The organism is Sphingomonas sp. Tas61C01 (assembly GCF_052567495.1).
This window is the reverse complement of sequence record NZ_CP199583.1, coordinates 894,382-920,992: the sequence shown is the minus strand read 5'-3', so window position 1 is coordinate 920,992 and position 26,611 is coordinate 894,382. Positions and strand designations below refer to the sequence as shown.

The window sequence follows — 26,611 nt, the reverse complement described above, 5'->3', positions numbered from 1 at the left end:
TGAATCAATGCCGCGGCGCGGGCAGCGCGCGTTGTTCGTCGCGGCGATCCTCGCGGGGTCGTTCCTGCTGTTCCTCGTCCAGCCGTTGGTGGCGCGGATGGCGTTGCCGCGGCTGGGTGGGGCGCCGGCGGTGTGGAATTCGGCGATGCTGGTCTATCAGCTGCTGCTGCTCGCGGGCTATTCCTATGCGCATTGGCTGGGGCGGTTCGCGCCGCGGGTGCAGGCGGGCGTGCATCTGGGCGTGCTCGCCTTCGGCGCGCTGTGGCTGCCGATCGGGCTGATCGCCAGCGACATGCCAGCCGGGATCAGCCCCGCGCTCTGGGTGCCGTGGCTGCTCGGGCTGTCGATCGGGCCGCTGTTCTTCGCGGTCTCGGCGCAGGCGCCGCTGCTGCAGCGCTGGTTCAGCGTCGCAAGCGCGGGCAGCGATCCCTACGCGCTTTACGCCGCGTCCAACCTCGGCAGCTTCGCCGGGCTGATCGCTTATCCCCTAATTGTCGAGCCGATGATGGCGCTGAAGGCGCAGAGCCTGTTGTGGACCGGCGGCTATGCGCTGCTGATCCTGCTGGTGCTCGCTTGCGCCGCGCGCCTGCCGCGTGTCCTCGCGGCCGAGCGGACGATGCCGCCGACCAGCCCGCCGCCGGCGCTGCGCCGGGTGCTCCACTGGATCGTGCTGGCGCTGGTGCCGTCGGCGCTGATGCTGGCGACGTCGACCTACATCACCACCGATATCGTCGCGATGCCGCTGCTCTGGGTGCTGCCACTCGGGCTCTACCTGCTGAGCTTCACGATCGCCTTCGCAGCCAACCGCGACGTCGCCGATCTGCTCACCCGGATCGTGCCGATCACGATCCTGCTGTTCGGCGGGATCATGATCGGCGGGGTCCAGCAGCGCCCGATCTTCAACGTCGCGATCGCGCTGGCGCTGCTGTTCATGGCGTCGGTCGCGCTCCATACCGCGATGTACCGGCTGAGGCCCGAGCCCGACCGGCTCACCGGCTTCTATCTCGCAATGTCGGTCGGCGGCGCGCTCGGCGGCGCGTTCGCGGGGCTGATCGCGCCGGTGGTGTTCGACTGGACCTACGAATATCCGCTGATGATCCTCGCCGCCGGCCTGCTGGTGCCGCAGGTCTATCTGACCGCGGGGTTGCGCACCATCTGGTTCGATCCGGTCCGTCGCCGGGTCGCCTATGCGACCGTCGCGTTCGCGCTCGTCGCGCTGTTCGCGCTGACCTTCCTGGGGCCGCAGGACCTGTTCGGGCCGGGGCACCAGGGCGTCGCGTTCATCGTCATCGCCGCGATCGGGGTCGCCGCGATCGGTGCACGGCCGGCCTATGCGCTGATCCTCGCCTCGGCGCTGATGATGTTCGGTGGCTATCGCTCGCTCGAACTGTCGCTGACCCGCGACGCACGCATCCGCAGCTATTTCGGCGTGTACACGATCCGCCGGGAACCGCGGGTCAGCGAGCTCGATCACGGCTCGACGGTGCACGGCATCCAGCTCACCGGATCGCCCGAGCGAGAGCGGATGCCGACCACCTATTACGTACCCGCATCGGGGGTCGGGCAGGCGATGGAGGCGCTGCCCGCTTTCTACGGCCCCCATGCGCGCGTCGGCGTCGTCGGCCTCGGTACCGGCACGCTCGCTTGCTACGCGCAGCCAGGCCAGCAGTGGCGCTTCTACGAGATCGATCCGGCGGTGGTGCGGATCGCGCGCGACAGCGGCCAGTTCAGCTATCTCGCGCGGTGCCTGCCCAACCCGGTGATCCGCATCGGCGACGCGCGCATCAGCCTGGCGCGCGAAGCACCCGGGAGCCTCGACCTGCTCGCGCTCGACGCCTTCTCGTCCGACGCGATCCCGATGCACCTGATGACCCGCGAGGCGTTCGCGACCTATGCGCGGGTCGTCGCCAGGGATGGGCTGCTGCTGGTGCACATCTCCAACCGCTTCCTCGATCTCGAGCCCGTGGTCGCGGCGATCGCGGTCGAGGATCACTGGCACGCCGCGCGGCTGTACTACCAACCCGGCCCGCTGGAGGGCACCGCATCGGGTAGCCAGTGGATCGCGCTGTCGCGGAACCCGCGCGCGATCGCGGCGCTACGGACGCTCGATGACGATTGGGCGCCGCTCAGGCCGCGCCCTGGTCTCGCCGCCTGGACCGACGATTATTCGACGATCCTGCCGCTGCTGAAATGGTCGATGTAGCGGGTCAGGCCTGTTGGCTGCGGACGATCGCCGCAGCGCCCGCGACCACCGCGGCATCCTCGACGAAGCCGGTCGGGGTCTGCCCCTGCCGCTTCATCGCCGCCATCCGCAGCCGCCAGCCCGGATAGGAGGCGACCACCGCGGTCACCCCGCCGATCAGCGCGGCGAGATTGCGCTGCCGGCGGGGGGCGAGCGCCGCCCCCGCGATCGCCGAAGTAACGAAGCGGGCGGCCAGGCCGATCGGCACGATCCGGTCGGGCGCGGTCTTCTGCTTGTCGCCCGCCATCTCCGCGACCGCCAATGCCAGCGCGCCCGCCGCGACCAGCGGATGGCCGAGCAGCTTGGGCGCGCCGTTATCCTCGGGCAACTCGCCCCGCGCGGCAGCGATCGCGACCGCCGCGAGCGGCGTCATCGCGCGCTGTCCCCCGACGAGTCCCATCTGGACCGAAGCGAGCATCATGGTTCTCCTGAAACAGTGTCCCAGGTTGAACCGGGGGAGGGGGCGGTTGTTCCGATTATCGGTTTGACAGGCGTTCCCTTCTTCATCGCCATCCCCGCGCAGGCGGGGATCCAGACTGGCTGGCCGACCGGTTCAATCACGACGGTTCGCCATTATGGATCCCCGCCTGCGCGGGGATGACGGAAGAAGAGCGGGGGGGGTGCCGCTCCTCCTACCGCCCCCTACCAGCGCCACGGCCGCCGAAGGTCGCCAGGCTCTCCGCACCGGTCGCGCCGATCGCCGACACGCCCACGAAATTGTCGTCGACCACCACGCCCTTCAGCACCGTCGTCGCGGTCGCCTGGCCGACAACGTCGACATGGTCGGTCCAGCGATTGGTGTCCGCGCGGCGCCACTGGACGCGGTAGCCGGTCGCGCCCGGCACCGGAGTCCATGTGACCGTGGTGTCGCGCGACAGGGCGCCGCTCAGCGTCACCGTCGCCGGCGCGGCGGGGGCAGCGGCGAGCCGACGGATCGTGGCGACGTTGATCGCGGTGACCTTCGCCAGATAGGGGAAGTCCATCTTGTCGACGGTGTCACCATAGCCGGGCCGCAGGTCCTGATGCTGCGCGTCGTAATTCTCGACGCCGACCGAGAAGCGCACCGCGGTGTAGCCGAGGTCGAGGAACGGCGAATGGTCGCCGCCGCGCCCGAAACGGTCGGGTCGCCGAACCACCAGCACGTCGAGCCCGCCGGGCACCGTCTTCGCCACCTCGCGCACCGTCTTGGCCAGCGTGCGCGACAGCCCGTCGTCCTCGCCGCCATCGTTGCGCCGGGTCAGCTGCGCGGGCAGCGGCTCGGCGGTCGCGATGCCTTCCGAAAACACCCGGACGCGGTCTGCGACCCGGGTTCCGTCGGTGCCGACGGTGTTGCCGACGATGTCGTTGTTGAGCACCGCGGTCACCGTCCAGCCGCGCTCCTTGGCGGTGTCGGCGAGCAGCTTGCCGCCGAACAGCCCCTGTTCTTCGCCGGACAACGCCGCATAGACGATCGTCGCCGCGAACTTCTCGCGCGACAGGATCCGCGCCGCCTCCAGCACCAGGGCGGTTCCCGAGCCGTCGTCGTTGGCGCCGGGTGCGTCTGCGGTGGCGTTCATCACGTCGGTCACGCGGCTGTCGAGGTGCCCCATCACGATCACCACGCGCGTCGGGTCGCTGCCTGCCTGGACGCCGAGCACGTCGACGATGTTGACCCCGTTGGGTGCGCGCTCGCCGGTGAACACCCGCTCGACGGTCGATGCCTTGATGCAGCGGCCGCAGCCCGCGCCGATCCGCGTCAGCTCGTCCGCGAACCAGCGCCGTGCCGCGCCGATCCCGTGGGTCTTGCCGGCGGGCTCGGACAGCGTGTGCCGGGTGCCGAAGCTCACCAGTTTCTCGACGTCCGCCTTCAGCCGGGCGGGCTGCGGCGCAACCTGCGCGGCGGCAGCGGCGGCGAGCGACAATGCGGCGAGCGCGGCGGCGGTGAGTGATCGCATCGGGTTCAACCTATCTTGCAAGACGTTGGTCGGGTCGGCGGCTTGACCGCGCGGGGCCGCCGCTGCCATCGTGACGTCAACAACTCAATCCACAAGGGTATCGTTCATGCGTACAGTTTCTTGCGCCGCGATCGCGGTGGCGCTCCTCGCCGCGCCGGTATTCGCGCAGACCGCCAAGCCCACCGCTGCGGAGGCCGACGCCTATGTCGCCGCGGTGGAGAAGGAGGCCGCGGACCTGTCCGTCCGCGTGCAGCAGACCGCATGGGTCAACGCGACCTACATCACCGACGACACCGATGCGTTGGCGGCGCGATCGGGTGCCGAGAATACCGAGAAGTCGGTATTGTGGGCGAAGGGCGCCGCGCGCTTCAACGGTGTCGCGGGCGTGACCGGCGACACCCGCCGCAAACTCGATCTGCTGAAGAACGGCGTCAACCTTCCCGCGCCGACCACCGCCGGCGCCGCGACCGAGCTGGCGACGCTCACCACCCGCATGTCGTCGAGCTACGGCAAGGGCAAGGGCACGCTCGACGGCAAGCCGATCAACGGGTCGGACATCGAGGCGGCGATGGGCACCACCCGCGATCCCGCCAAGCTGCAGGAGATGTGGGTCAGCTGGAACGACAATGTCGGCGCGCCGATGCGCAAGGACTATACGCGGATGACCGCGATTTCGAATGCGGGCGCCAAGGAGCTGGGCTTCGCCGATGTCGGCGCAATGTGGCGGTCGGGCTACGACATGACGCCCGAACAAGTCGCGGTCCTGACCGACAAGATCTGGAAAGAGGTCGAGCCGCTCTATCTGTCGCTGCACACCTATGTCCGGTGGAAGCTCAACGAGAAATACGGCGATGCGGTGCAGGCCAGGACCGGGCCGATCCGCAGCGACCTGCTCGGCAACATGTGGGCGCAGGAATGGGGCAATATCTATGACATCGTCGCGCCGAAGGGAGCGGGCGACGTCGGCTACGACACCGGCGAGCTGCTCGCCGCCAAGGGCTACGACCCGGTCAAGATGGTGCGCCAGGGCGAGGCGTTCTACTCCTCGCTCGGCTTCGCGCCGCTGCCGGATACGTTCTGGGCCCGGTCGCAGATCGTCAAGCCCGCCGACCGCGAGGTGATCTGCCACGCATCGGCGTGGGACATCGACAATCTCGACGATATCCGCATCAAGATGTGCACCAAGGTGAACGGCGACGACTTCGTGACGATCCACCACGAACTCGGCCACAATTATTATCAGCGCGCCTACAAGGCCCAGCCTTACCTCTACAAGAATGGCGCGAACGACGGCTTCCACGAAGCGATCGGCGACACCGTCGCGCTGTCGATCACGCCCGATTATTTGGTGAAGATCGGGCTGCTCGCCCCCGCCCGGGTGCCGAGCGCGGACAAGGACATCGGGCTGCTGCTGCGGCAGGCGATGGACAAGGTCGCGTTCCTGCCGTTCGGGCTGCTGGTCGACAAATGGCGCTGGGGCGTGTTCTCCGGGCAAATCGCGCCGGGCGACTACCAGAAGGGCTGGGACGCGCTGCGGCTCCAGTACCAGGGCATCAAGCCGCCGGTCGCGCGCGACGAGACCAAATTCGACGCCGGCGCCAAATACCACATCCCGGCGACGGTGCCGTACACCCGCTACTTCCTGGCGCGGGTGCTGCAGTTCCAGTTCTACAAGGCGGCGTGCGAGCAGGCCGGGTGGAAGGGCCCGCTGCATCGGTGCTCCTTCTACGGCAACAAGGCGGTGGGCGATCGGCTGAACGCGATGCTGAGCATGGGGCAGTCGAAGCCCTGGCCCGACGCGCTGCAGGCGATGACCGGCAGCCGCGAGATGTCGGGCAAGGCGCTGGTCGATTACTTCGCGCCGCTGAAGACGTGGCTTGATCAGCAGAACAAGGGCAAGCCGACCGGCTGGTAAACGCGGCGGCGATCCGTCCCGCCCCGATACGCGGCGAAACGCAGGCTGGCGGAGGCGCGTGCTTTGCCCGACAAGCGGGGCATGAGTAGCAGCGCCTCCGCCCGCCGTGGCAGCAGTTCCGTCACCCGGATGGCGGCGGCGGCGGTGCTCGTCGCGGCGCTGGTCGCGCTCGTCGCCGCGCTGATCCTGCATCGCCCGCCGGCCCCGGTGGTGCGCAGCGTGCCACCGCCGATCGCGCGCGCGCAGCCGGTGGTCGCCCCGGCTGCCGCGGCGCCCGACCCTCGCTTCGTGGTCAAGCACATCCTGTCGGTGCGCACCCCGATGCGCATCGGCGACCATTATTGGGACGAGAGCGCCGCCCCCGCGGGCAGGATCGTCGTCACCGTCGATCTCGCCGCACGGGTGCTGTCGGTGTTCCGCGCCGGCTACGAGATCGGCACCGCGGTGATCATCTTCGGCGCCGAGAAAAAGCCGACCCCGCTCGGCATCTTCCCGATCACGCAGAAGGACGCGACCCACAAATCGACCATCTATGGCGGGGCGCCGATGCCGTACATGCTGCGGCTCACCAACGACGGCATCTCGATCCACGGCAGCGATGTGGCGGACGGCTATGTCACCCATGGCTGCGTCGGCATCCCGGTCGCCTTCGCGCGCAAGCTGTTCGCGGCGGTGAAGCTCGGCGACAAGGTGATCGTGACCCGAGGCGAGACGCTGAAGATCGGGGACGCTATCACGGCGGCGTGAGAAAATTCCTCCCTCGCGAAGCGGGGGATGGGGACCGCCGGCGTTAGCCGGTGGTGGAGGGGGCGGTGCCGCGAGCGCAGGTCCCGAGTTACCTCCCCCTCCATCGCCTCTCCGCGGCGCCACCTCCCCCTGGCGGGCGGGGCGATCGCATATGAAGTGCGGCTCCTTTATCTTCCTACGTCATCCCGGACTAGTTCCGGGATCCACTGTTCCGCACGGGCATAAGCCGTTGATTTCGCGGAACGGTGGACCCCGGAACAAGGCTCTCCTGAGCGAAGTCGAAGGGTCCGGGGTAACGACAATTGGGGGTTAAGTCTGACGAGAACCCCTCAGGCTGGGGTGCCAAGTTCCTATGCGATCGCCCTGCCCGCCCGGGGAGGACCTGAGTTCGATACAGCTAGCCCCGCCACCAGACGCGCTCCACCCCCAACCAGTCCACATGCGGATGGTAATCTAAGCTAAACCGATGTTTAAGACGCGCGGTCTAAGCCCGTCACGGGCCGGGTCGTTCCGGCGTCACGCGTTCGTCAACAAGGTTCTCCACGGTGCTGCATTCGGCCGATTTCGACAGCGATCCGCAGGCGCGCCCCGCTGCCGCGCCGGGGATGCCGGCCGCGTGGCAGTATCTGGCGACCGCCGACTCGGCGGCGCTGTCGGGCACCGCGCTGCTCGCGGTCGTACCGGTCGCATTGTGCATGACCGACGCCGATGCCCGGCTGACCTTCTTCAACGAGGCCGCGGTCGCGCTGTGGGGGCGCGCCCCCGCGCTCGGCGATGCACACGCGTCGGTATGGCCGATCTTCGACGGCGAGGGCGTCCCCTTGCCCGCCAGCAAGAGCGGCCTGGCGCAGGCGCTCGCCACGCGCGAGGCGGTGCACGGGATCGAGGCGATGGCGCGCCGCGCGGACGGGCGCGAGATCTTCTTCGCTTCCGACGCGACGCCGCTGTTCGACGCGACCGGCTCGCTGATCGGCGCGATCGAGGTCGTCACCGACCTGACCGCGCGCTGCACCGCCGAGCGCCAGCTGCGCGACAGCGAGGCGCATTATCGCCACGCGGTCGAGCTCAACCCGCAGATGCCGTGGATCGCCGATCCTCAGGGCCGCATCCTCCACTTCAACGAACGCTGGTGCCGCTTCACCGGCCAGACCGCCGAGCAGGCGCTGGCCAAGGGATGGTTCGGCATCGCCAATCACGAGGACCTGCCGGGCGTGCTGAAGGCGGTCGAGCTGGCGCTGACCACCGGCACGCCGCTCGACGTGCGGTTCCGCGTGCTGACGCATGACGGCACCCAGCGCTGGGTGCGATCGCGCGCCGCCGCGCGGCGGCACGACGACGGCACGATCTTCCGCTGGTACGGTTCGACCGAGGACATCCACGACGCTGTGATCGCGGAGGCCGAGCTCGCGCAGGCCGAGGAACGCTACCGTTTCGCCGCGCTCGCCACCCGCGACGTGTTCTGGGACCATGATCTGGTCGGGGACACGATCATGTGGTCCGAAGGCATGCAGGACACCTTCGGGCACGCGATCACCGCGGACACCGATGTCGGCAGCTTCTGGACCAGCCACATCCACCCGCAGGACCGCGATCGGGTCGCCGACAGCCTGGATCGCGCGATCCGCGACGGCGATGCGCGCTGGACCGCGGAATATCGGTTCCGCCGCGGCGACGGCAGCTATGCGCAGGTACTCGATTGCGGATCGCTGCTGCGCGACGACAAGGGTCGCGTCACTCGCGCGATCGGTGCGATGCTCGACCTCAGCGATCGCCGCCAGACCGAGGCGGAGCTGCGGCTCAGCGAGGAACGGCTTCGGCTCGCGACCGCAGCGGCGGGGCTCGGCATCTCCGATTATTCGGTCGCGGACAATCGCGAGCATTGGTCGTCCGAATTGCGCCGCATCTTCGGGGTCGACGCGACGACGCCCGCCGGCCCCGAAACCTATTTCGCGATCCTCCATCCCGACGATCGCCCCGAGGCGGAGGATCAGCACCGCCGCGCGATTGCCGGCGATTTCCGGCACGGCTTCCAAGGGCTCCGCCGCATCCTGCGCAAGAACGACGGCGCGCTGCGCTGGATAGCGACCGGTGGCCACGTCATCCACGCGCCCGATGCCGCCGTGTTGCGGGTGCTGATCACGGTGCGCGACGTCACCGAGGAAAAGCTGGCGCAGGATGCGGTCGGCTGGGCGGCGACCCACGACGCGCTGACCGGCCTGCCAAACAAGGCGGCATTCCAGCGCGTGCTCGAGGAGCTGGTGTCGTCGTCGATCGCACCGTCGTCGCTGCTGCTGGTCGACCTCGACGATTTCAAGCTGGTCAACGACACGCTCGGCCATCAGGCCGGCGATGCGCTGCTAGTCGAGGTGGCGGCGCGGCTGGCGCTCGATCTGCCGGCGGGCGCCACCGTCGCGCGCTTCGGCGGCGACGAATTCGTGCTGACGCTGCCCGATGTCGACAATGCCGCCGCGGTCCGGCTCGGCGAATCGATCCTTACTCGGTTGCAGACGCCGTGCGAACTTGGCGAGCGCAAGGTCGACGTCCGCGCCAGCGTCGGCGTCTCGACCTATCCGCGCGACGGCGAGGACGCCTCGACGCTGCTCCAGGCCGCGGACATCGCGCTCTATTCGGCGAAGGCGGCGGGGCGGCATGCGGTGCTGCCCTTCGCGTCGGCGATGCGCGCCGGCCTGCAGGGCCAGGTGTCGATGCTGCGGCTGGCGCGCGAGGCGATCGCGCGCGGCTCGATCACGCCTTATTACCAGCCCAAGGTCTGCCTGCGGACGATGCGCGTCGTCGGCGCCGAGGCGCTGCTGCGCTGGCATCATCCGCGCCATGGCCTGCAGCTCGCCGGGACGATCGCCGCGGCGTTCGACGATCCCGAACTCGCCTCGATCGTCGGCGCGGTGATGATCGATGCGGTGCTGGCGGACATCCGCGGCTGGCTAGACGCGGGGGTGCCGATCGGGCGAGTGGCGCTCAACGCGTCGCCGCGCGAGATCGCGACCCGCGGCTATGCCGATCGGCTGCTCGGGGCGATCGCGACTCACGGGGTCCCCGCGAGCGCGATCGAGGTCGAAGTGACCGAGACCGCGCTGTTCGGTGCGGGGGTGGAGGGCGCGGTCGCCGAACTCGCGATCCTGCGCGCGGCGGGCGTGACGATCGCGCTCGACGATTTCGGCACCGGCTTCTCGTCGCTGTCGCATCTGTCGCGCTATCCGATGGACGCGATCAAGATCGACCGGTCGTTCGTCGCCGGGCTGTCGAACCGCACCGATCGCGCCGTGGTGGAAGCGGTGCTGCTGCTGTCCGTCGCGCTCGATACGCAGTGCGTGGCGGAAGGGGTGGAGACCGTCGAGCAGCTCGACCATCTGCGGCGTGGCGGCTGCAGCCTCGCGCAGGGCTATCTGTTCTCGCCAGCGGTCGGTGCCGACCGGTTCGACTGGACCGCCACCTACTGACGCCGTCGCCAGTGTCGGGCGGCACGGCGCACGCGGGTTGACGCCGCGGCGTTTCGCTCGACAGCGTCGACGCCGCGCCGGCAGCCTGCCCGCGCCCGTCACCGAGTGTTTCGCCGACCATGCGCTTTCCCCGATTCTTCTCCCTGCCGTCGAGCGACATCGCGATCGACCTCGGCACCGTGAACACCGTCGTCTATCTCCGCGGGCGCGGGATCGTCCTCAACGAACCCTCGGTGGTCGCGATCGAGACCCGCGACGGCGTCAAACGGGTCCGCGCGGTCGGCGCAGAGGCCAAGCTGATGATGGGCAAGACGCCGGAAGGCATCGTCACGGTACGGCCGATGCGCGACGGCGTGATCGCCGATCTCGACGTCGCCGAACAGATGATCAAGTTCTTCATCGACAAGGCGCATGGCGGCCCCAGCCGGCTGCCGCGCCGTCCCGAGGTGGCGATCTGCATCCCTTCGGGCGCCACTCCCGTCGAGCGTCGCGCGATCCGCCAGGCCGCGACCAGCGCTGGTGCGCACCGGGTCCACTTGATCGAGGAACCGATGGCGGCGGCGATCGGCGCTGGGCTGCCGGTCACCGAGCCGGTCGGCGCGATGGTCGTCGATATCGGCGGCGGCACCACCGAGGTCGCGGTGCTGTCGCTCCGCGGACTGGCGTACAGCACCTCGGCACGGGTCGGCGGCGACAAGATGGACGATGCGATCGCCTCCGCGATCCGCCGCAAATACAACCTCATCATCGGCGAGGCCACCGCGGAGCGGGTCAAGCTCGCGATCGGGGTCGCCCGCGCGCCGGACGACGGCCGCGGGATCATCCTGCCGGTTCGTGGCCGCGACTTGCGCGCCGGGGTGCCCAAGGAGATCGAGGTCAGCCAGGCCGACATCGCCATCGCGCTCGCCGATCTGGTCGGCCAGATCGTCGAGACGGTGCTGAGCGCGCTCGAACATACCGAGCCCGAGCTCGCCGCCGACATCTGCGACCAGGGCATCGTCATGACCGGGGGCGGGGCGCTGCTCGCCAACCTCGACGAGGTGCTCGCACGCGCGACCGGACTGCCGGTGATCGTCGCCGAAAACGCGCTGACCTGCGTCGCCACCGGCGCCGGCCTGGCGATGGAGGATCCGATCTACCGCGGGGTGATGACGCTGGATTGAGCTGGGGAGGGTACGATCCTACCCTGGCGAATGGGGATCGCGTATGTTTGGCTGCTCGTTCAGCCTGAGTCGTCATCATACCCCTAAGCTTCGTCACCTCGGACTTGATCCGGGGTCCCGCTTTCTCTCAAGATTACGAACCGGCCTTGTGCGGTAAGCGGGACCCCGGATCGGGTCCGGGGTGACGGAAGAAGATTAGGAGGCAGCGACATACGCGATCGCCCGACGGGCAAGGGAAGGATTGGTCGCGGCTGACACGTTTCGCAACACCGAATCGATACCCTTTCGGCTATGATGATGCGATCGCACGATTCGAACGGGATGCTGGACTGACATGGCCATGACCGAAGCCCGCACGCATCTCTATCCGATCGGGGTCGATCCCGCCGACATCGATTTCATGGGCCATGTCAACAATGCCAGCTATCTGAAGTGGGTGCAGGCGGCGGTGATCGATCATTGGCGGACGCTGGCGCCCGCGGAGGCGGTCGCGCAGCATCTGTGGATCGCGCTGAAGCACGAGATTACCTATCGCAAGCCGACGTTCCTCGGCGACGACGTGATTGCGACCGTGCTGCTCGAACGCGTGCAGGGCGCGCGCGCCTTCTACGAAACGATCATCAAGCGGGGCGAGGAAGTGCTGGCGGAGGTGAAGTCGAGCTGGTGCTGCGTCGATGCCGACACCCTGCGCCCGGCGCGGCTGGCACGCGACATCGTCCAGCGCTTCTTCCCGGCCGAAGCCTGATCGCATGACCGATGGCGTAGACCGGCGCACGCTACTCGCCGCCGGCCTGGCGGCGTCGTTCGCCACGCCTGCCGCGGCGACGACCAAAGCGAAACGGCTACCGCTCGCGCCGACCCCGCCGATGGGGTGGAACAGCTGGAACAGCTTCGCGACCACGATCACCGAGGCGCAGGCGCGAGAGACCGCGCGGATCATGGCGGCGCAGCTGCTGCCGTTCGGCTATGACGTCTTCACCGTCGACATCCAATGGTACGAGCCCGAGGCGTCGAGCTACGCCTATAATCGCGACCCGAAGCCTGCGATGGACGGCTATGGCCGGCTGCTCCCGGCACCCAATCGCTTCCCGTCGAGCGCCGGCGGCAGCGGCTTCGCGCCGCTCGCCGCCGAGGTCCACGCGCTGGGGCTGAAATTCGGGATCCACCTGATGCGCGGCATCCCTCGGCTGGCGGTCCAGCGCAACCTGCCGGTGCTGGGCACCCGCTACCGCGCTGCCGACATCGCCGACGTTACCAGCGTGTGTTCGTGGAACCCCGACATGTACGGCGTCGACATGCGCAAGCCCGGCGCGCAGGCATATTATGACAGCGTCTTCGCGCTCTACGCCTCCTGGGGCGTCGATTTCGTCAAGATGGACGACATGAGCCGCCCCTATGATTCGCACGCGCCGGAGATCGAGGCCGCGCACCACGCGATTGCGGCGACCGGTCGGCCGATGATCCTCAGCCTGTCGCCGGGCGAGACCCCGGTGCCGCGCGCCGACCACGTCCGCCGCTATGCGCAGATGTGGCGGATCTCGGACGATTTCTGGGACGAATGGCCGTTGCTGGAGGCGCAGTTCGTGCGGCTGGAAAATTGGAACGCGGCGCGTCGCCCGGGCGGGTGGCCCGATGCCGACATGCTGCCGCTCGGCCGCCTCGCGCTCGGCAAGCGCGATACCAAGTTCACGCCCGACGAACAGCGCACGCTGATGACCCTGTGGTCGATCGCACGGTCACCGCTGATCATGGGCGGCGACCTGCGCCACCTCGACGCCGCGACGCTCGCCCTGCTCACCAACCGGGCGGTGATCGCAATCAACCAGTCGAGCACCGACAACCGCCCGCATTATGTCGAGGACGGCGCCCGGATCTGGTCGGCCCGCGCCGCCAACGGCGACCGCTATGTCGCGCTGTTCAACACCGGCGACAAACCGCGTGAGGTCGGGCTGCCGTTGCGCGATCTCGGCATCACCGGCAGCGCAGAAGCCCACGACCTGTGGAGCGGACGATCGATCGGCCGCATCGCGGATCGATTGGTTCGGCCGATCCCACCGCACGGCGCCGGGCTCTACCGGCTGGTTGCATGATCCGCCGCGTCGCGCTCGCCGGCGCGCTGTTGCTCGCGGGCTGCGGCGAACCCGCCCCCGATGACGGCCCGCCACAGGTCACCGCCGAAGACCGCGCGCTGGGCGCCGAGCAACATCCCAAGCTGCTCGCCGAGTTCGGCGGCGCCTATCCCGGCGAGGAAGCGCGCTACGTCTCCGCGATCGGCGACCGCATCGCCACCGCCGCGGGGCTGCCGGGGCAATGCACCTTCACCCTGGTCAACAGCGACGTCGTCAACGCCTTCGCGGTGCCCGGCTGCTACATCTACGTCACCCGCGGGCTGGTCGCGGTGATGACCAACGAGGCCGAGCTTGCCTCGGTGATCGGGCACGAGGTCGGCCACATCGTCGCCAGCCATTCGCAACGCCAGCAGCGCCGCTCGCTGTGGCGACGGCTGGGCGTGATCGCGGTCGGGCTGACCGGGTCGGATCGCCTGACCCGGCTGGCCGGGCAGGCGGCACAATATTTCACGCTGCGCTATTCCCGGAACCAGGAAAATGAGGCCGACGATCTCGGCGTGCGCTATTTGCGCGCGACCGGCTACGACCCCTATGCCGCTGCCGAGATGCTCGGCGCGCTCGGACGGCAGCAGCGCTTCATGCTCAGCACCGATGGCCGCGACGAGGCACGCAGCATCCCCGAATGGACGTTGAGCCATCCGCTGACCGAACACCGGATCGAGCGCACCCGTGCCGCCGCCAAGGCCACCGGCCTCGCCGACGGCGCGCTGCCCGAGCGCGCGGCGCCGTTTCTCGCCGAAGTCGACGGGCTGCTCTACGGCGACGATCCCGAACAGGGCTTCGTGCTCGGCCGCCGGTTCGCGCACCCGGTGATGCGGATATTCTTCGCCGCACCCGAAGGTTTCTCGCTCACCAACAGTCCGCAGGCGATCCGGCTGAGCGGCCCCGACGGCGTCGCGGGCGAGTTCGGGGGCGGCACGCTGCCTCCGGGCGGGATCGGCAATTATGCCGAGCTGCTCGCGCGCCACGTCGTCAGCAACGGCAAGGCCGACGTGATCGCCGCCGATCAAGTGACGATCAACGGGCTGCCCGCGGTGATCATGCAATTGCGGCTGGCGGTACAGCAGGGGGCGGTGCCGCTGTCGATCGCGGTCTATGACGGCGGCCAGGGCCGCGCCTATCATTTCATCATGATCTCGCCGCCCGCGAACCGGAGCGCCGCAGCACTGGCGGCGTTGTTCGCCTCGTTCCGCCCGCTATCCGACGCCGAGGTCGCGCAACTGCGCCCGCGCGTGATCCGGACGGTGCGGGCAGGGCCGGGGGACAGTGTCGACACCCTGTCTCGCCGCATGGCCGACCCGGCCCCCCGCGCGCTGTTCCTGATGCTGAACGGCCGCGACGAAGGCCGGCGGGTGAAGGCGGGGGAACTGGTGAAGATCGTGACCTACGCCGACGGGCGGTAGGGCGGTCGAGTCACTTGCGCTAACTCTCCATACCACCCCGGCGGAGGCCGGGGCCCAGTTGCGAGAGCGGATGTAAGGTAGCGATGCGCCCGCCAAGTTGCGTCGCGTATCTGGGCCCCGGCCTTCGCCGGGGTGGTCAGACAACATGCCGGCTGTTTCCCAAAAAAATTGCCGGCTGCGAGGAAGTCGCAGCCGGCCAGGGGAGGCTTGGATCAGGTGAACGAAAGGATCAGAGGAACCGGTTGATCAGATTCTCGATGCGCTCCTGCTGCCCGCTGCGGGGCTGCGGATCGAGGTCGCGCTCGATCGCCAGGTCGGCGATGCCTGCCAGGTCGCGTTCGGCGAGCGCGTTGCCGATCTCGCCGTCCCAGCCGGCGTAGCGATCGGTGCGGATTTTATCGAGACGCCCGTCCTCGATGATCGCGGCGGCGTTGAGCAGGCCCTTGGCGACGACGTCGATGCCGCCGACATGGCCGTAGAACAGGTCGGCCGGATCCATGCTCTGGCGCCGCACCTTGGCGTCGAAGTTGAACCCGCCGGTGGTGAAGCCGCCGGCACGGACGATCTCGAGCATCGCGAGCGTCAGCTCCTCGACCGAATTGGGGAACTGGTCGGTATCCCAGCCATTCTGCGGGTCGCCGCGATTGGCGTCGATCGACCCGAAGATGCCGAGCGCGCGCGCGGTGGCGATCTCGTGCTCGAAGGTGTGGCCGGACAGCGTGGCGTGGTTCGCCTCGATGTTGACCTTGACCTCGTTCTCCAGCCCGTAGCGCTTCAGGAAGCCGTAAACGGTCGCGGTGTCGAAGTCGTACTGGTGCTTGGTCGGCTCGTGCGGCTTCGGCTCGATCAGGATCGTGCCGGTGAATCCGATCTTATGCTTGTGCTCAACGACCAGGCTCAGGAAGCGACCGAAATTGTCGAGCTCGCGCTTCATGTCGGTGTTGTGCAGCGTCTCGTAGCCCTCGCGACCGCCCCACAGCACGTAGTTCTGCCCACCGAGGCGATGGGTCGCCTCGAGCGCGTCGCGGACCTGCATCGCGCCGAACGCGAACACCTCGGGATCGGGGTTGGTCGCGCCGCCGGCGGCGAAGCGCGGGTGGCTGAACAGATTGGCGGTGCCCCACAGCAGCTTGCGACCCGACGAGGCCTGGAGCTGTTCGAGATGGTCGACCGCCTCGGCGAAGAAGCGGCGATGCTCGGTCACGTTGGCGGCGTCCGCCATGACGTCGACGTCGTGGAAGCAGTAGAACGGCACGTCGAGCTTCTGGAAGAATTCGAACGCGACCTCGCGCTTCTGCGCCGCGGCGGCGCTGTCGTTGGCGCCGCTGTGCCACGGGCGGTTGAAGGTCGGGCCGCCGAACACGTCGCTGCCCGGCCAGCAGAAGGTATGCCAGAAGCAAGCGGCGAAGCGGAGATGATCCTCCATCCGCTTGCCGAGCACGACCTTGTCCTTGTCGTAGAAACGATAGGCGAGCTCGTTGCGGCTGTCCGGGCCCTCATAGGCGATCGGAGGTATATCGGCGAAGAAGTCGGACATCAGTGGTTCCTTGGCGTGGATTGCGGAGAAATGCGGGAATAGGCTTCGCGGAAGGCGATCTTCTTGTCGGCCAGCGCCGCGACCAGCGCGGGATCGGGCGAGACGGTGTGCGATACCGGCGGGGCCACGCAGATCGTCGCGGGATCGCCGCCGTCGACCGCGAGCTGCGCCAGTCGGGCCGCGCCGAGCGCGGGGCCGACCTCGCCGCCTTGCAGATAGACCAGCTCGACCTCCATGGCAGCGGCGATCACGCGACCCCAATAGCTCGATCGTGCGCCGCCGCCGATGACCGCGAGCCGTTCGACCGTCGTACCCGCCTCGCGCAGCACGTCGAGCCCGTCGGCGAGCGCGAAGGCGACGCCTTCCAGCACCGCCTGCGACAGCCGGCCGGCATCGGTATCGTTGTCGAGCCGGAGGAACGCGCCACGCACCTCGGCATCGTTGTGCGGGGTGCGCTCGCCGGAGAGATAAGGGAGGAAGATCTCCGGGCCGCTCGCCGGGCCCGCGGCTTCGGCGCGCGCGAACAGGTCGGCGGCGCCGGCGGCGCCGGTGATCCGCGCGACCCAGTCGATGCACGAAGCGGCGGACAGATGCACCGACATCTGATGCCACATGCCCGGCAGCGCGTGGCAGAAGGCGTGAACCGCGCGCGCCGGGTTGGGGCGGAAATCCTTGGTGGCGACGAAGATCACGCCCGACGTGCCGAGCGACAGCAGCGCGTCGCCGTCGCGGACCACGCCGACGCCGACCGCGCCCGCAGCGTTGTCGCCGCCGCCTGCCGCGACCGGCACCTGCGGCATGCCCCAGAGTTCGGCGACCTCGGCGGTCAACGTGCCGGTGATCGCCGAGCCTTCGAACAGCGCCGGCATCTGGGCCTCGGTCAGCCCGCAGGCGTCGAGCAGCGCAGTGCTCCACTGCCGCTTCCCGACGTCGAGCCACAACGTGCCCGCACTATCCGACAGGTCCGACGCCTTGTCGCCCGTCATCCGCAGTCGGACATAATCCTTCGGCAGCAGCACCGTCGCGATCCTGGCGAACGCATCGGGTTCGTGATTGCGCACCCAAAGCAGCTTCGGCGCGGTGAAGCCCGGCATCGCGATGTTGCCCGCAATCTCGCGGAGATCGGGCACCGCCTGCTCCAGCGCCGCACATTCCGCGAAGCTGCGTCCGTCGTTCCACAGGATCGCGGGCCGGATCGGCTTGTCGTCGGCATCGAGCAGCGTCGCCCCGTGCATCTGTCCCGCGAGCCCGACGCCGCGCACCGATCGCCGGACGTCCGGATCGATCGCCTGCACCGCGGCGATGGTCGCAAGCCACCAGCTTTCGGGATCCTGTTCGGACCACAAGGGCTGCGGCCGCTGCACCGTAAGCGCGGCGGTGCCCTGGCCCGCGACCGCACCGGCGGCGTCGAGCACGACCGCCTTCACCCCGGACGTACCGATATCGATCCCAAGAAACATGCGGCTGTGGCTTACTTTACGAAGGGATCGATGGGGCGGATCGTACCGTCCGGATTGAAGAACAGCTCGGTCACCTTGGCGGAACGCAGGTGGTTCTTATTGGTCAGCTGGGTGTCGTGGTAGAATAGATACCAGCGGTTCTTGAACGCGACGATCGAGTGGTGCGTCGTCCAGCCCTGCACCGGCGACATGATCCGCCCGGTATAGCGGAACGGCCCGTAAGGGGTATCGCCGATCCCGTAGGCCAGGAAGTGCGTATCGCCGGTCGAATAGGTGAAGTAATATTTGCCGCCGCGCTTGAACAACCACGACGCCTCGAAGAATCGGCGATCATGGTCGCCGCCGAGAATAGGCTTGCCCGCCGCGTCGACGATCTGGACGTCGCGCGGCGCTTCGGCGAACTGCTTCATGTCCGCGGTCAGCTTCGCGACCTTGGGCGACAGCGCAGGCTTGTCGTCCTGCTTCAGGTCGGTGTCGCCGCCGTTCGGATCGTAGGTGCCGGTCGCCCAGCGCTGGAGCTGCCCGCCCCAGATCCCGCCGAAATACATGTAGCTCGATCCGTCCGCATCGGTGAACACCGCGGGATCGATCGAATAGCTGCCGCGGATCGCCTCGGGCTCTGCCTTGAACGGGCCGGTCGGCGACTTGGAGGTCGCGACCCCGACGCGGAAGACGCCCTGCTTGTCGCGCGCAGGCATGTAGAGGTAATAGGTGCCGTTCTTGTACGCGGCATCGGGGGCCCAGGTCTGCTTCGACGCCCAGGGGATGTCCTTCACGTCGATCGCGACGGGATGGATCGTCACCGGTCCGCCGACCCGGTCCATGCTCAGGATGCGATAGTCGTGCATCGCATATTGATTGCCGAGATCGTCGTCTGGGATGCCGGCGTCGACGTCGTGGCTCGGATAAACGTAGATCTTGCCGTTGAAAACGTGCGCCGATGGATCGGCCGCATAGATCTCGGTGACCAGCGGCTGCGCCAGATAGCGCTTGCCGTCGGGGCTGAGCTGCTCGGCCTTGGCGGCGGGCTTCGGCGCCGCGACGGTCTGCGCGGTCGCGTAGCCGGCGGCGAGGGCGACGGGCAGGGCGGCGATGGCGACTCGTCGGGAAACGCGCTTCACTGGCAATCCTTTCCTGGGCGATCTTCTATCGAGATCTTCGTACCGCACCTGCGGCATAGATAGCGCTACCATAAAGCATATGGTTGGACGCGGGGCAAGGTCTTCGCACCTATAAAAGCTCGTTCACGATGATCAGCCACTTGCCGCCGGGTCGAGTTGCGCTAATCGAAGGCTATGGACCTACCAGCGCCCGTCATCAACAAGCCGTCTCGTCGGGCTGGAAGCGCTCCCACGATCAGCGACGTCGCGCGTCGTGCCGGGGTGTCGCCGATGACGGTCTCGCGCGTGATCAACGGCGAAAGCAATGTCCGGCCGGCGACGCGCGACGCGGTGAACACCGCCATCTCCGCGCTGAACTACGCGCCCAACCCCGCGGCACGGAACCTCGCTGGGGCAGGGCAGACCCGCATCGGCCTGCTGTACAGCAACCCGAGCGCCGGTTTCCTGAGCGAATTCCTGCTCGGCAGCCTCGATCAGGCCGCGCGCAGCGACGTTCAGATCATCGTCGAGAAATGCGAACTCGGCGAGCACGAGATCGAAGTTACCAAGCACCTGATCGACGGCGGCATCGACGGTATAGTTCTGCCGCCGCCGCTGTGCGAGGCGCAGGCGGTGCTGGCGCTGCTCGCCGAGGCGAAGATCCCGACCGTCGTCGTCGCCTCCGGCTTCCCGGCGACCCATCAACTCGCGGTGCGGATCGACGATCGTGAAGCGGCATTGACGATGACCCGCCACATCATGGCGCTCGGCCATCGCCGGATCGGCTTCATCACCGGCAATCCCAACCTGTCCGCAAGCGCGCGCCGGCTCGAAGGCTATGGCGACGCGCTGCGCGAGGTCGGGGTGCCGCTCGACGAGGCGCTGATCACCCACGGGCTCTATACCTATCGATCGGGGCTGGACGCGGCGGAGCAGCTGCTCGACCTGGACGACCCGCCGACCGCGATCTTCGCCTCGAACGACGACATGGCCGCGGCAACCGTCGCGGTCGCGCATCGCCGGCGGCTCGACGTGCCGGGCGACCTGACGGTGTGCGGGTTCGACGATACGACGCTGTCGACCGCGATCTGGCCCGAGCTGACCACGATCCACCAGCCGATCGCGGATATGTCGCGGGCCGCGGTCGAATTGCTCGTCTCGACCATCCGCACCGCGCGCAACAACGAGCGCGGCGAACGCCATCGCACGCTCGACTACACGCTGATCCGCCGTCAATCCGACGCCGCGCCCAGGCGCCGGCCACCGACGCGCCGTGCTTGACGGAGCGCGAATTGATGTTAGCGATAACACGCAACGCGCGGGCTTGGTGACCAGTCGCGTTCGGCAGGAGAGCTTCGCGTGACCGATCGACCGGACCGTGCCTTTCGATCGCGGGATTGGTTTGCCGATCCCGCGCGGTCCGACATGACCGCGCTCTACCTCGAACGCTTCATGAACTACGGCCTGACTCCCGCGGAGCTGCGGTCGGGGCGGCCGATCATCGGCATCGCGCAGACCGGCAGCGACCTCTCGCCCTGCAACCGCATCCATCTCGATCTTGCCCGGCGCGTGCGCGACGGTATCCGCGACGCGGGCGGGATCGCGATGGAATTCCCGGTCCACCCGGTTTTCGAGAATTGCCGCCGCCCGACCGCGGCGCTCGATCGCAACCTCGCCTATCTCGGCCTGGTCGAGACGCTCTACGGCTACCCGATCGACGCGGTGGTGCTGACCACGGGCTGCGACAAGACCACGCCATCGGGGATCATGGCGGCGTCGACGGTCGACATTCCCGCGATCGTGCTGTCGGGCGGGCCGATGCTCGACGGCTGGCACGAGGGCGAGCTGGTCGGCTCGGGCACCGTGATCTGGCGGTCGCGCCGCAAGCTCGCCGCCGGCGAGATCAGCGAGGAAGAGTTCCTCCAGCGCGCCACCGACAGCGCGCCCTCCGCCGGCCACTGCAACACGATGGGCACCGCCTCGACGATGAACGCGGTTGCCGAGGCGCTCGGCCTGTCGCTGACCGGCTGCGCCGCGATCCCCGCGCCCTATCGCGAGCGAGGGCAGTTCGCCTACGAAACCGGACACCGTATCGTCGAGATGGCGTTCGAAGATCTGAAGCCGTCGCGCATCCTGACCCGCGAGAGCTTTCTCAATGCGATCCGTGTCGTCACCGCGATCGGTGGATCGTCGAACGCGCAGCCGCATATTCACGCGATGGCGCGGCATGCGGGGATCGAGATCACCGCGGCGGACTGGTCCGAACATGGCTACGACCTGCCGCTGCTGGTCGACGTGCAGCCCGCCGGGCGTTTTCTCGGCGAGCGGTTCCACCGCGCCGGCGGCGTTCCCGCGGTGATGACCGAGCTGCTCGGCGCGGGCAAGCTCGACGGCGACTGCCTCACCGTCACCGGGCGCACGCTGGCGGAGAACCTGACCGGCCGCACCACCACCGATCGCGAAGTGATCCGCCGGTTCGATCAGCCGCTGAAGGAACAGGCGGGCTTCCTGGTGCTGTCGGGCAATCTGTTCGACGTCGCGATCATGAAGACCAGCGTGATCTCTCCCGCCTTTCGCGAACGCTATCTCCAGCGCCCCGGTGCCGAGGACGTGTTCGAGGCGCGCGCGGTCGTGTTCGACGGCTCGGACGATTACCACCACCGGATCAACGATCCCGCGCTCGGGATCGACGAGGACTCAATCCTGGTGATCCGCGGTGCCGGCCCGATCGGGTGGCCGGGCTCGGCCGAAGTCGTCAACATGCAACCGCCCGATCACCTGATCCAGCGCGGCATCATGACGCTGCCGACGCTCGGCGACGGGCGTCAATCGGGCACGTCGGACAGCCCGTCGATCCTCAACGCGAGCCCGGAAAGCGCGATCGGCGGGGGGTTGTCGTGGCTGCGCACCGGCGACATCATCCGCATCGACCTGAAGGCGGGCAGTTGCAATGCGCTGGTCGACGATGCCGAGATCGAGTGCCGCCGCGGCGAACCCGCGCCGGCGGTGCCGCCTAGCAAGACGCCGTGGGAGGAACTCTACCGCGAAAAGACCGGGCAGCTCGCCGATGGCGCGGTGCTCGAATTCGCGGTCAAATATCGCCGGATCGCGGAAGAAACGCCCCGGCACAATCACTAAGCCGGCACGAACCGGACAAGGGAGAGGAAGCATGACGGACACCACAAGGGCAAGCGGAGCGGGAACGGGAGGAGACATGGTCAACCATGGCTTCATCACCGCGATCGTCGCGGTGGCGACGATCGGCGGGTTCATGTTCGGCTATGATTCGGGCGTCATCAACGGCACCCAGAAGGGCCTTGAAGCAGCCTTCGACCTGGGTCGGTTCGGGATCGGCGTCAACGTCGGCGCGATCCTGGTCGGGTCGGCGATCGGCGCGTTCGGCGCCGGGCGCCTGGCCGATGCGATCGGCCGTCGCAACGTCATGATGATCTCCGCGATCCTCTTCCTCGGCAGCGCGCTGCTCGCGGGGGCCGCGAGCGGGTCGGGCATCTTCATCTTCGCACGCATCATCGGCGGCCTCGGCGTCGGCGCGGCGAGCGTGATCTCGCCCGTGTACATCTCCGAAGTTACCCCGGCATCGATCCGCGGGCGGCTGTCGAGCCTCCAACAGGTGATGATCATCACCGGCCTGACCGGCGCCTTCGTCGCGAACTTCGCGCTGGCGCGCTACGCCGGGGGATCGACTGCCGAATTCTGGATGGGTTACCCCGCCTGGCGCTGGATGTTCTGGCTGCAGGCGATCCCGGCCGCGATCTACTTCTTCGCGCTGCTCGTGATCCCGGAAAGCCCGCGCTTCCTGGTGACCAAGGGCCGCGAGGCCGAGGCGCACATCGTGCTCACCCGGCTGTTCGGGTCGGACGAAGCCGATCGCAAGGTCGTCGAGATCCGCAACTCGCTCGCCGCCGATCACCACAAGCCCAAGCTCTCCGACCTCGTCGACAAGCGCACCGGCAAGATCCGCCCGATCCTGTGGGCGGGCATCGGCCTCGCGATCTTCCAGCAGCTAGTCGGCATCAACGTCGTGTTCTACTATGGCGCGACGCTGTGGGAGGCGGTCGGCTTCTCGGAGGATTACGCGCTCCAGACCAACATCCTGTCCGGCGTGCTGTCGATCGCGGCGTGCCTGTTCACGATCGCGACCGTCGACAAGATCGGCCGCAAGCCGCTGCTGCTGGTCGGTTCGGCGGGCATGGCGGTGACGCTGGCGACCGTCGCCTACGCCTTCTCGACGGCGGTGACGGGGGCGGACGGCGCGGTGTCGCTGCCCGGCAACAACGGCGTCCTCGCGCTCGTCGCGGCGAACCTCTACGTGATCTTCTTCAACGCCAGCTGGGGCCCGGTGATGTGGGTGATGCTGGGTGAGATGTTCCCGAACCAGATCCGCGGATCGGGCCTCGCGGTTGCGGGCTTCGCGCAATGGATCGCCAACGCTGCGATCTCGGTGAGCTTCCCGTCGCTGGCGGTCTCGCCGGGTCTGGCGGTCACCTACACCGGCTACGCGATCTTCGCGGCGATCTCGTTCTTCTTCGTGAAGGCGATGGTGCAGGAAACCCGCGGGCGCGAGCTCGAGGACATGGAAGGCTGATCGGGGAGGCGGCGTGTCCTTCGGGGCACGCCGCCTTCGCGCCGCCATGTGTCCCCGCGAAGGCGGGGACCCAGTACTGTGCTCCCGCCTTCGCGGGAGCACATCTTGGTTCAGAGCAGCGTCAACCCCAACGCCTGCACTTCGAACGCAGGCTGCCCCGCTACCCCAGCGTCGAACGAGAACACATCTCCCGCCATCGGCTGCTTCGCGCGATCCTCGTCGCTCAATCCCTTCGCGGCGGTCGTCGCATAGCCGGTCCGTCCATTGGCGCCGCCGATCGCGATCTTGGTGACGTTCGCCACCGGCAAGCGAACCTTCGCTACCAGGCTTCCGTCGGGCGCATAACGACGCACGCACCAGCCCGAGAAGAACCCGACCCAGACATGCCCGTCGGCGTCGACGATAGGTCCATCGGGATAGCCGTCGACCGCCGGATCGACCTGCACGAACACGCGCGAGCCGGTCAGCGCGCCGTCGTCGCCGATGTCGCAGGCGTGGATCGTCCCGCGCAGCGTGTCGCAATGAAATAGCGTGCGCCCGTCCGGCGCGACCGCCGGGCCGTTGGTGATCGCGATGCCGTCGACCACCGGCGCGATGCCACGCGCGTCGGCGCGGTAGATGCGACCGGTGAGCGCGCGTTCGCCGTCGTCCATCGATCCGAACCACAGCCGCCCATTAGGGTCGACGCAGGAATCGTTCAGCCGGTTGCCCGACGCATGCGGCTCGACCGCCACGAGCAGGTCGAACGCGCCGGTCGCGGGATCGAAACGGTGCAATCCGCTCTGCAGGCCCGCCAGCATCCCGCCGCTCGCCAGCGGCTGGACCCAGCCGACCTGCGCGGGCGCGGTCCAGCTGTCGAGACCGCCGGTCTCGGGCACGAAGCGGTGGACCTTGTGCTGTTTGATGTCGACGAACCACAAGGCGTCGCCAATCCACACCGGCCCTTCACCGAGCGTCGCGCCGACGCTGCAGGCCCGTTCAACCTCGATGTTCAGCGCCACCCGGCATCCACCCAGTAATTATGTCCGGTGCACATCCTGGCATCGTCCGAGGCGAGGAACAATGCCATCGCGGCGATGTCGGCGGGCTGGATTCTGCCGTCCAGGCATTGCGCGGTGACGATTTCGGCCTCGCCTTCGGGTGTGTACCATTTCTCCTGACGTGGCGTCTGGACGTTGCCGGGGATGATCGCGTTGACACGGATGCCGTCGCGGCCGAGATCACGCGCGAGGCTGCGGGTCATGCCCTCGATCGCGGCCTTGGCGGTCTGGTAGAGGATGAGGTCCGCGAGCGCGAGGTGCCAGCTGATCGATCCGAAGTTGACGATCGCGCCACTGCGGTTCGCCTTCATCGACGGCACCACCGCCTGCGCGGCGAAGAACAGATGCCGCAGATTGACGTTCATCCGCTGATCCCAATAGGCCGGCGTGACCTGCTCGACGGTGTGGCGATCGTCGTTGGCGGCGTTGTTGATCAGCACGTCGACGCCGACGAGCTCGTCGATCATCGTCGCGAACACGCCGCCCAATGCATCAAGATCGGTGAGGTCGAGCCGGTGGAAGATCGGCCGATGCCCGGTGCCGTTGCCGAGCCGTTCGACCAGCGCACGGCTGTCGTCCTCCGCGACGTCGACGAACGCGACGCGGGCGCCCTGCGCGACGAAGCCCTCGACCAGCCCGGCGCCGATGCCGGAGCCGCCGCCGGTGACGATGACGCGTTTGTCGCGCAGCGACGGATAGAGCGCGCGGCCTGCCGCAGCCTGTTGGGTGTCGCTCATGCCGCCAGCAACCCGCGCGCGGCGAGATTGCGCACCAGCGCCACGACCCCGAATTCCCAGGGCGGCGCCGCCTTCGACGTGGTTACGCGGTTCACCAGCCGGCCGAGCCCCGGCATCGCGATCGATACGGTGTCGCCAGGCTTGTGGGTGAAGCCGCGGCCCGGCTCGTCACGGTCCTTGGTCGGCGCGAACAGCGTGCCCAGGAACAGCACGAAGCCGTCGGGATATTGATGCTCGCTCAGCGCCTGGCGGACCAGCTCCTCGGGATCGCGGCTGATCTGGTCCATCGAGCTCGCGCCATCGAGTTCGTACCCGTCCGCTCCCTCGATCCGCAGCGTCACCTGCGCGTTGCGCACGGCGTTCATCGTGAAGCGGTCGTCGAACAGCCGCACGAACGCACCGAGCGAGCACGACGCGTTGTTGTCCTTGGCCTTGCCGAGCAACAGCGCCGATCGACCCTCGAAGTCGCGCAGGTTGACGTCGTTGCCGATCGTCGCGCCGATCGCGCGCCCGTCGGGGGCGACCAGCAGCACCACCTCGGGCTCCGGGTTGTTCCAGGTCGAATCGGAACGCACCCCGATCTCCGCGCCCCAGCCGACCGTCGACAGGATCGGCGCCTTGGTGAATATCTCCGCATCGGGGCCGATCGCGACCTCCAGATATTGCGACCACAGTCCTTCCTCGATCAGCGCCGCCTTCAGCGTTGCCGCCTCCGGCGTCCCCGGCTCGACCCGCGCGAGCCCACCGCCTATCCGCTCCTCCAGCCGCGCACGCACTGAAGCTGCCGCGCTCGCATCCCCGCGTGCCTGCTCCTCGATCACGCGCTCCAGCGCCGAGGTCGCGAAGGTCACGCCCGCGGCCTTCACGCACTGGAGGTCGATCGGGCTCAGCAGCCGTGGGATCGCACCCACGCTCAGCCCGAGCGCATCGAGCTCGCCGATCGGCTCGCCCGCACTCGCGTCGAGCGTGCCGCGCGCCACCAGTTCGGCCACGGTCGGCGCGACCATCGCCATGTCGTGGACCACGCCATGCTCGATCAGCACCGGGGTCGGGCCCGCGCCACGATCGATCCGCCCGATCCAGCGGCCCTCGCGCCAATCGGGTCCGAGTGCGTCGGCGGGGTCGAAGCCAAAGGTCACG

Annotated in this window: 19 protein-coding genes; 11 read left to right on the top strand and 8 right to left on the bottom strand. The window is 68.3% G+C overall.

Translation table 11 applies throughout. The features are described 5' to 3' along the window. Positions 1–7 precede the first annotated feature (7 nt). On the top strand, positions 8–2,203 hold the full coding sequence (locus ACT009_RS04275; protein WP_445194011.1) for a fused MFS/spermidine synthase: 2,196 nt from the start codon (positions 8–10) through the stop codon (positions 2,201–2,203). Between the two features lie 4 nt (positions 2,204–2,207). On the opposite strand, the gene ACT009_RS04270 is transcribed toward ACT009_RS04275, so the two are convergent. Both ACT009_RS04270 and ACT009_RS04265 read right to left on the bottom strand, forming a co-directional pair. Further along, positions 2,208–2,663 (bottom strand): DUF4126 family protein, encoded by a 456-nt coding sequence (locus tag ACT009_RS04270; RefSeq protein ID WP_445193129.1) that lies wholly within the window; start codon positions 2,661–2,663, stop codon positions 2,208–2,210. A 211-nt stretch (positions 2,664–2,874) separates the two neighbouring features. Then, positions 2,875–4,176, bottom strand: a complete 1,302-nt coding sequence (locus ACT009_RS04265; protein ID WP_445193128.1) for a M20/M25/M40 family metallo-hydrolase — start codon at positions 4,174–4,176, stop codon at positions 2,875–2,877. Between the two features lie 106 nt (positions 4,177–4,282). Between ACT009_RS04265 and ACT009_RS04260 the strand changes: the two genes are divergently transcribed. The 7 genes from ACT009_RS04260 (at position 4,283) to ACT009_RS04230 (ending at position 14,991) form a co-directional block, all read left to right on the top strand. Beyond that, entirely contained in the window at positions 4,283–6,091 is a 1,809-nt protein-coding gene (locus ACT009_RS04260; RefSeq protein WP_445193127.1) for a M2 family metallopeptidase, read from the top strand. 81 nt (positions 6,092–6,172) lie between these two features. After that, on the top strand, positions 6,173–6,838 hold the full coding sequence (locus tag ACT009_RS04255; protein WP_445193126.1) for a L,D-transpeptidase family protein: 666 nt from the start codon (positions 6,173–6,175) through the stop codon (positions 6,836–6,838). Between the two features lie 545 nt (positions 6,839–7,383). Then, positions 7,384–10,296 carry an EAL domain-containing protein gene (locus tag ACT009_RS04250; RefSeq protein ID WP_445193125.1) on the top strand — a complete coding sequence of 971 codons (2,913 nt, stop codon included), beginning with the start codon at positions 7,384–7,386 and terminating at the stop codon, positions 10,294–10,296. Positions 10,297–10,415: 119 nt separating this feature from the next. Further along, on the top strand, positions 10,416–11,459 hold the full coding sequence (locus tag ACT009_RS04245; RefSeq protein WP_445193124.1) for a rod shape-determining protein: 1,044 nt from the start codon (positions 10,416–10,418) through the stop codon (positions 11,457–11,459). Between the two features lie 340 nt (positions 11,460–11,799). Beyond that, the gene (locus ACT009_RS04240) at positions 11,800–12,204 is read left to right on the top strand and encodes an acyl-CoA thioesterase (RefSeq protein ID WP_445194010.1); all 405 of its coding nucleotides are present in this window, start codon (positions 11,800–11,802) and stop codon (positions 12,202–12,204) included. 4 nt (positions 12,205–12,208) lie between these two features. Next, positions 12,209–13,549 (top strand): glycoside hydrolase family 27 protein, encoded by a 1,341-nt coding sequence (locus tag ACT009_RS04235; protein WP_445193123.1) that lies wholly within the window; start codon positions 12,209–12,211, stop codon positions 13,547–13,549. Further along, positions 13,546–14,991 (top strand): M48 family metalloprotease, encoded by a 1,446-nt coding sequence (locus ACT009_RS04230; RefSeq protein WP_445193122.1) that lies wholly within the window; start codon positions 13,546–13,548, stop codon positions 14,989–14,991. Before ACT009_RS04235 ends, ACT009_RS04230 begins: the two co-directional genes overlap by 4 nt. A gap of 229 nt (positions 14,992–15,220) precedes the next feature. Here the strand turns inward: ACT009_RS04230 and xylA are convergent, their stop codons facing one another. Genes xylA through ACT009_RS04215 form a run of 3 tightly spaced genes read right to left on the bottom strand, consistent with a single transcriptional unit; the run spans position 15,221 to position 19,115 of the window. Then, positions 15,221–16,531 (bottom strand): xylose isomerase, encoded by a 1,311-nt coding sequence (gene xylA / locus ACT009_RS04225; protein ID WP_445194009.1) that lies wholly within the window; start codon positions 16,529–16,531, stop codon positions 15,221–15,223. Beyond that, on the bottom strand, positions 16,528–17,988 hold the full coding sequence (gene xylB, locus ACT009_RS04220; protein ID WP_445193121.1) for a xylulokinase: 1,461 nt from the start codon (positions 17,986–17,988) through the stop codon (positions 16,528–16,530). The genes xylA and xylB overlap by 4 nt, the downstream gene beginning before the upstream one ends. An 11-nt stretch (positions 17,989–17,999) precedes the next feature. Next, complete coding sequence (locus tag ACT009_RS04215; RefSeq protein ID WP_445193120.1) at positions 18,000–19,115, bottom strand: glycoside hydrolase family 43 protein; 1,116 nt, start codon at positions 19,113–19,115, stop codon at positions 18,000–18,002. 168 nt (positions 19,116–19,283) lie between these two features. Between ACT009_RS04215 and ACT009_RS04210 the strand changes: the two genes are divergently transcribed. The 3 genes from ACT009_RS04210 to ACT009_RS04200 all read left to right on the top strand — a co-directional run bounded on the left by ACT009_RS04210 (position 19,284) and on the right by ACT009_RS04200 (position 23,694). Continuing rightward, entirely contained in the window at positions 19,284–20,369 is a 1,086-nt protein-coding gene (locus tag ACT009_RS04210) for a LacI family DNA-binding transcriptional regulator (RefSeq protein ID WP_445193119.1), read from the top strand. Between the two features lie 78 nt (positions 20,370–20,447). Further along, positions 20,448–22,226, top strand: coding sequence for an IlvD/Edd family dehydratase (locus tag ACT009_RS04205; protein ID WP_445193118.1), 1,779 nt, complete (start codon positions 20,448–20,450; stop codon positions 22,224–22,226). 31 nt (positions 22,227–22,257) lie between these two features. Further along, positions 22,258–23,694: a sugar porter family MFS transporter gene (locus tag ACT009_RS04200; protein ID WP_445193117.1), complete on the top strand. Its 1,437-nt coding sequence runs from the start codon at positions 22,258–22,260 to the stop codon at positions 23,692–23,694. 110 nt (positions 23,695–23,804) lie between these two features. On the opposite strand, the gene ACT009_RS04195 is transcribed toward ACT009_RS04200, so the two are convergent. From ACT009_RS04195 to ACT009_RS04185, 3 genes are read right to left on the bottom strand one after another with little or no spacing between them, the layout of a single operon-like run. Then, positions 23,805–24,695, bottom strand: coding sequence for an SMP-30/gluconolactonase/LRE family protein (locus tag ACT009_RS04195; protein ID WP_445193116.1), 891 nt, complete (start codon positions 24,693–24,695; stop codon positions 23,805–23,807). Beyond that, positions 24,686–25,471: an SDR family NAD(P)-dependent oxidoreductase gene (locus tag ACT009_RS04190; protein WP_445193115.1), complete on the bottom strand. Its 786-nt coding sequence runs from the start codon at positions 25,469–25,471 to the stop codon at positions 24,686–24,688. The genes ACT009_RS04195 and ACT009_RS04190 overlap by 10 nt, the downstream gene beginning before the upstream one ends. After that, the gene (locus ACT009_RS04185) at positions 25,468–26,610 is read right to left on the bottom strand and encodes a fumarylacetoacetate hydrolase family protein (protein ID WP_445193114.1); all 1,143 of its coding nucleotides are present in this window, start codon (positions 26,608–26,610) and stop codon (positions 25,468–25,470) included. The genes ACT009_RS04190 and ACT009_RS04185 overlap by 4 nt, the downstream gene beginning before the upstream one ends. Between the last annotated feature and the right edge of the window lies 1 nt (position 26,611).

Excerpts from the sequence above, each read along its gene's own strand:
- ACT009_RS04275 (WP_445194011.1), top strand. The coding sequence starts at position 8 with ATGCCGCGGCGCGGGCAGCGCGCGTTGTTCGTCGCGGCGATCCTCGCG.
- ACT009_RS04270 (WP_445193129.1), bottom strand. The coding sequence starts at position 2,663 with ATGATGCTCGCTTCGGTCCAGATGGGACTCGTCGGGGGACAGCGCGCG.
- ACT009_RS04265 (WP_445193128.1), bottom strand. The coding sequence starts at position 4,176 with ATGCGATCACTCACCGCCGCCGCGCTCGCCGCATTGTCGCTCGCCGCC.
- ACT009_RS04260 (WP_445193127.1), top strand. The coding sequence starts at position 4,283 with ATGCGTACAGTTTCTTGCGCCGCGATCGCGGTGGCGCTCCTCGCCGCG.
- ACT009_RS04255 (WP_445193126.1), top strand. The coding sequence starts at position 6,173 with ATGAGTAGCAGCGCCTCCGCCCGCCGTGGCAGCAGTTCCGTCACCCGG.
- ACT009_RS04245 (WP_445193124.1), top strand. The coding sequence starts at position 10,416 with ATGCGCTTTCCCCGATTCTTCTCCCTGCCGTCGAGCGACATCGCGATC.
- ACT009_RS04240 (WP_445194010.1), top strand. The coding sequence starts at position 11,800 with ATGACCGAAGCCCGCACGCATCTCTATCCGATCGGGGTCGATCCCGCC.
- ACT009_RS04235 (WP_445193123.1), top strand. The coding sequence starts at position 12,209 with ATGACCGATGGCGTAGACCGGCGCACGCTACTCGCCGCCGGCCTGGCG.
- ACT009_RS04230 (WP_445193122.1), top strand. The coding sequence starts at position 13,546 with ATGATCCGCCGCGTCGCGCTCGCCGGCGCGCTGTTGCTCGCGGGCTGC.
- xylB (WP_445193121.1), bottom strand. The coding sequence starts at position 17,988 with ATGTTTCTTGGGATCGATATCGGTACGTCCGGGGTGAAGGCGGTCGTG.
- ACT009_RS04210 (WP_445193119.1), top strand. The coding sequence starts at position 19,284 with ATGGACCTACCAGCGCCCGTCATCAACAAGCCGTCTCGTCGGGCTGGA.
- ACT009_RS04200 (WP_445193117.1), top strand. The coding sequence starts at position 22,258 with ATGACGGACACCACAAGGGCAAGCGGAGCGGGAACGGGAGGAGACATG.
- ACT009_RS04190 (WP_445193115.1), bottom strand. The coding sequence starts at position 25,471 with ATGAGCGACACCCAACAGGCTGCGGCAGGCCGCGCGCTCTATCCGTCG.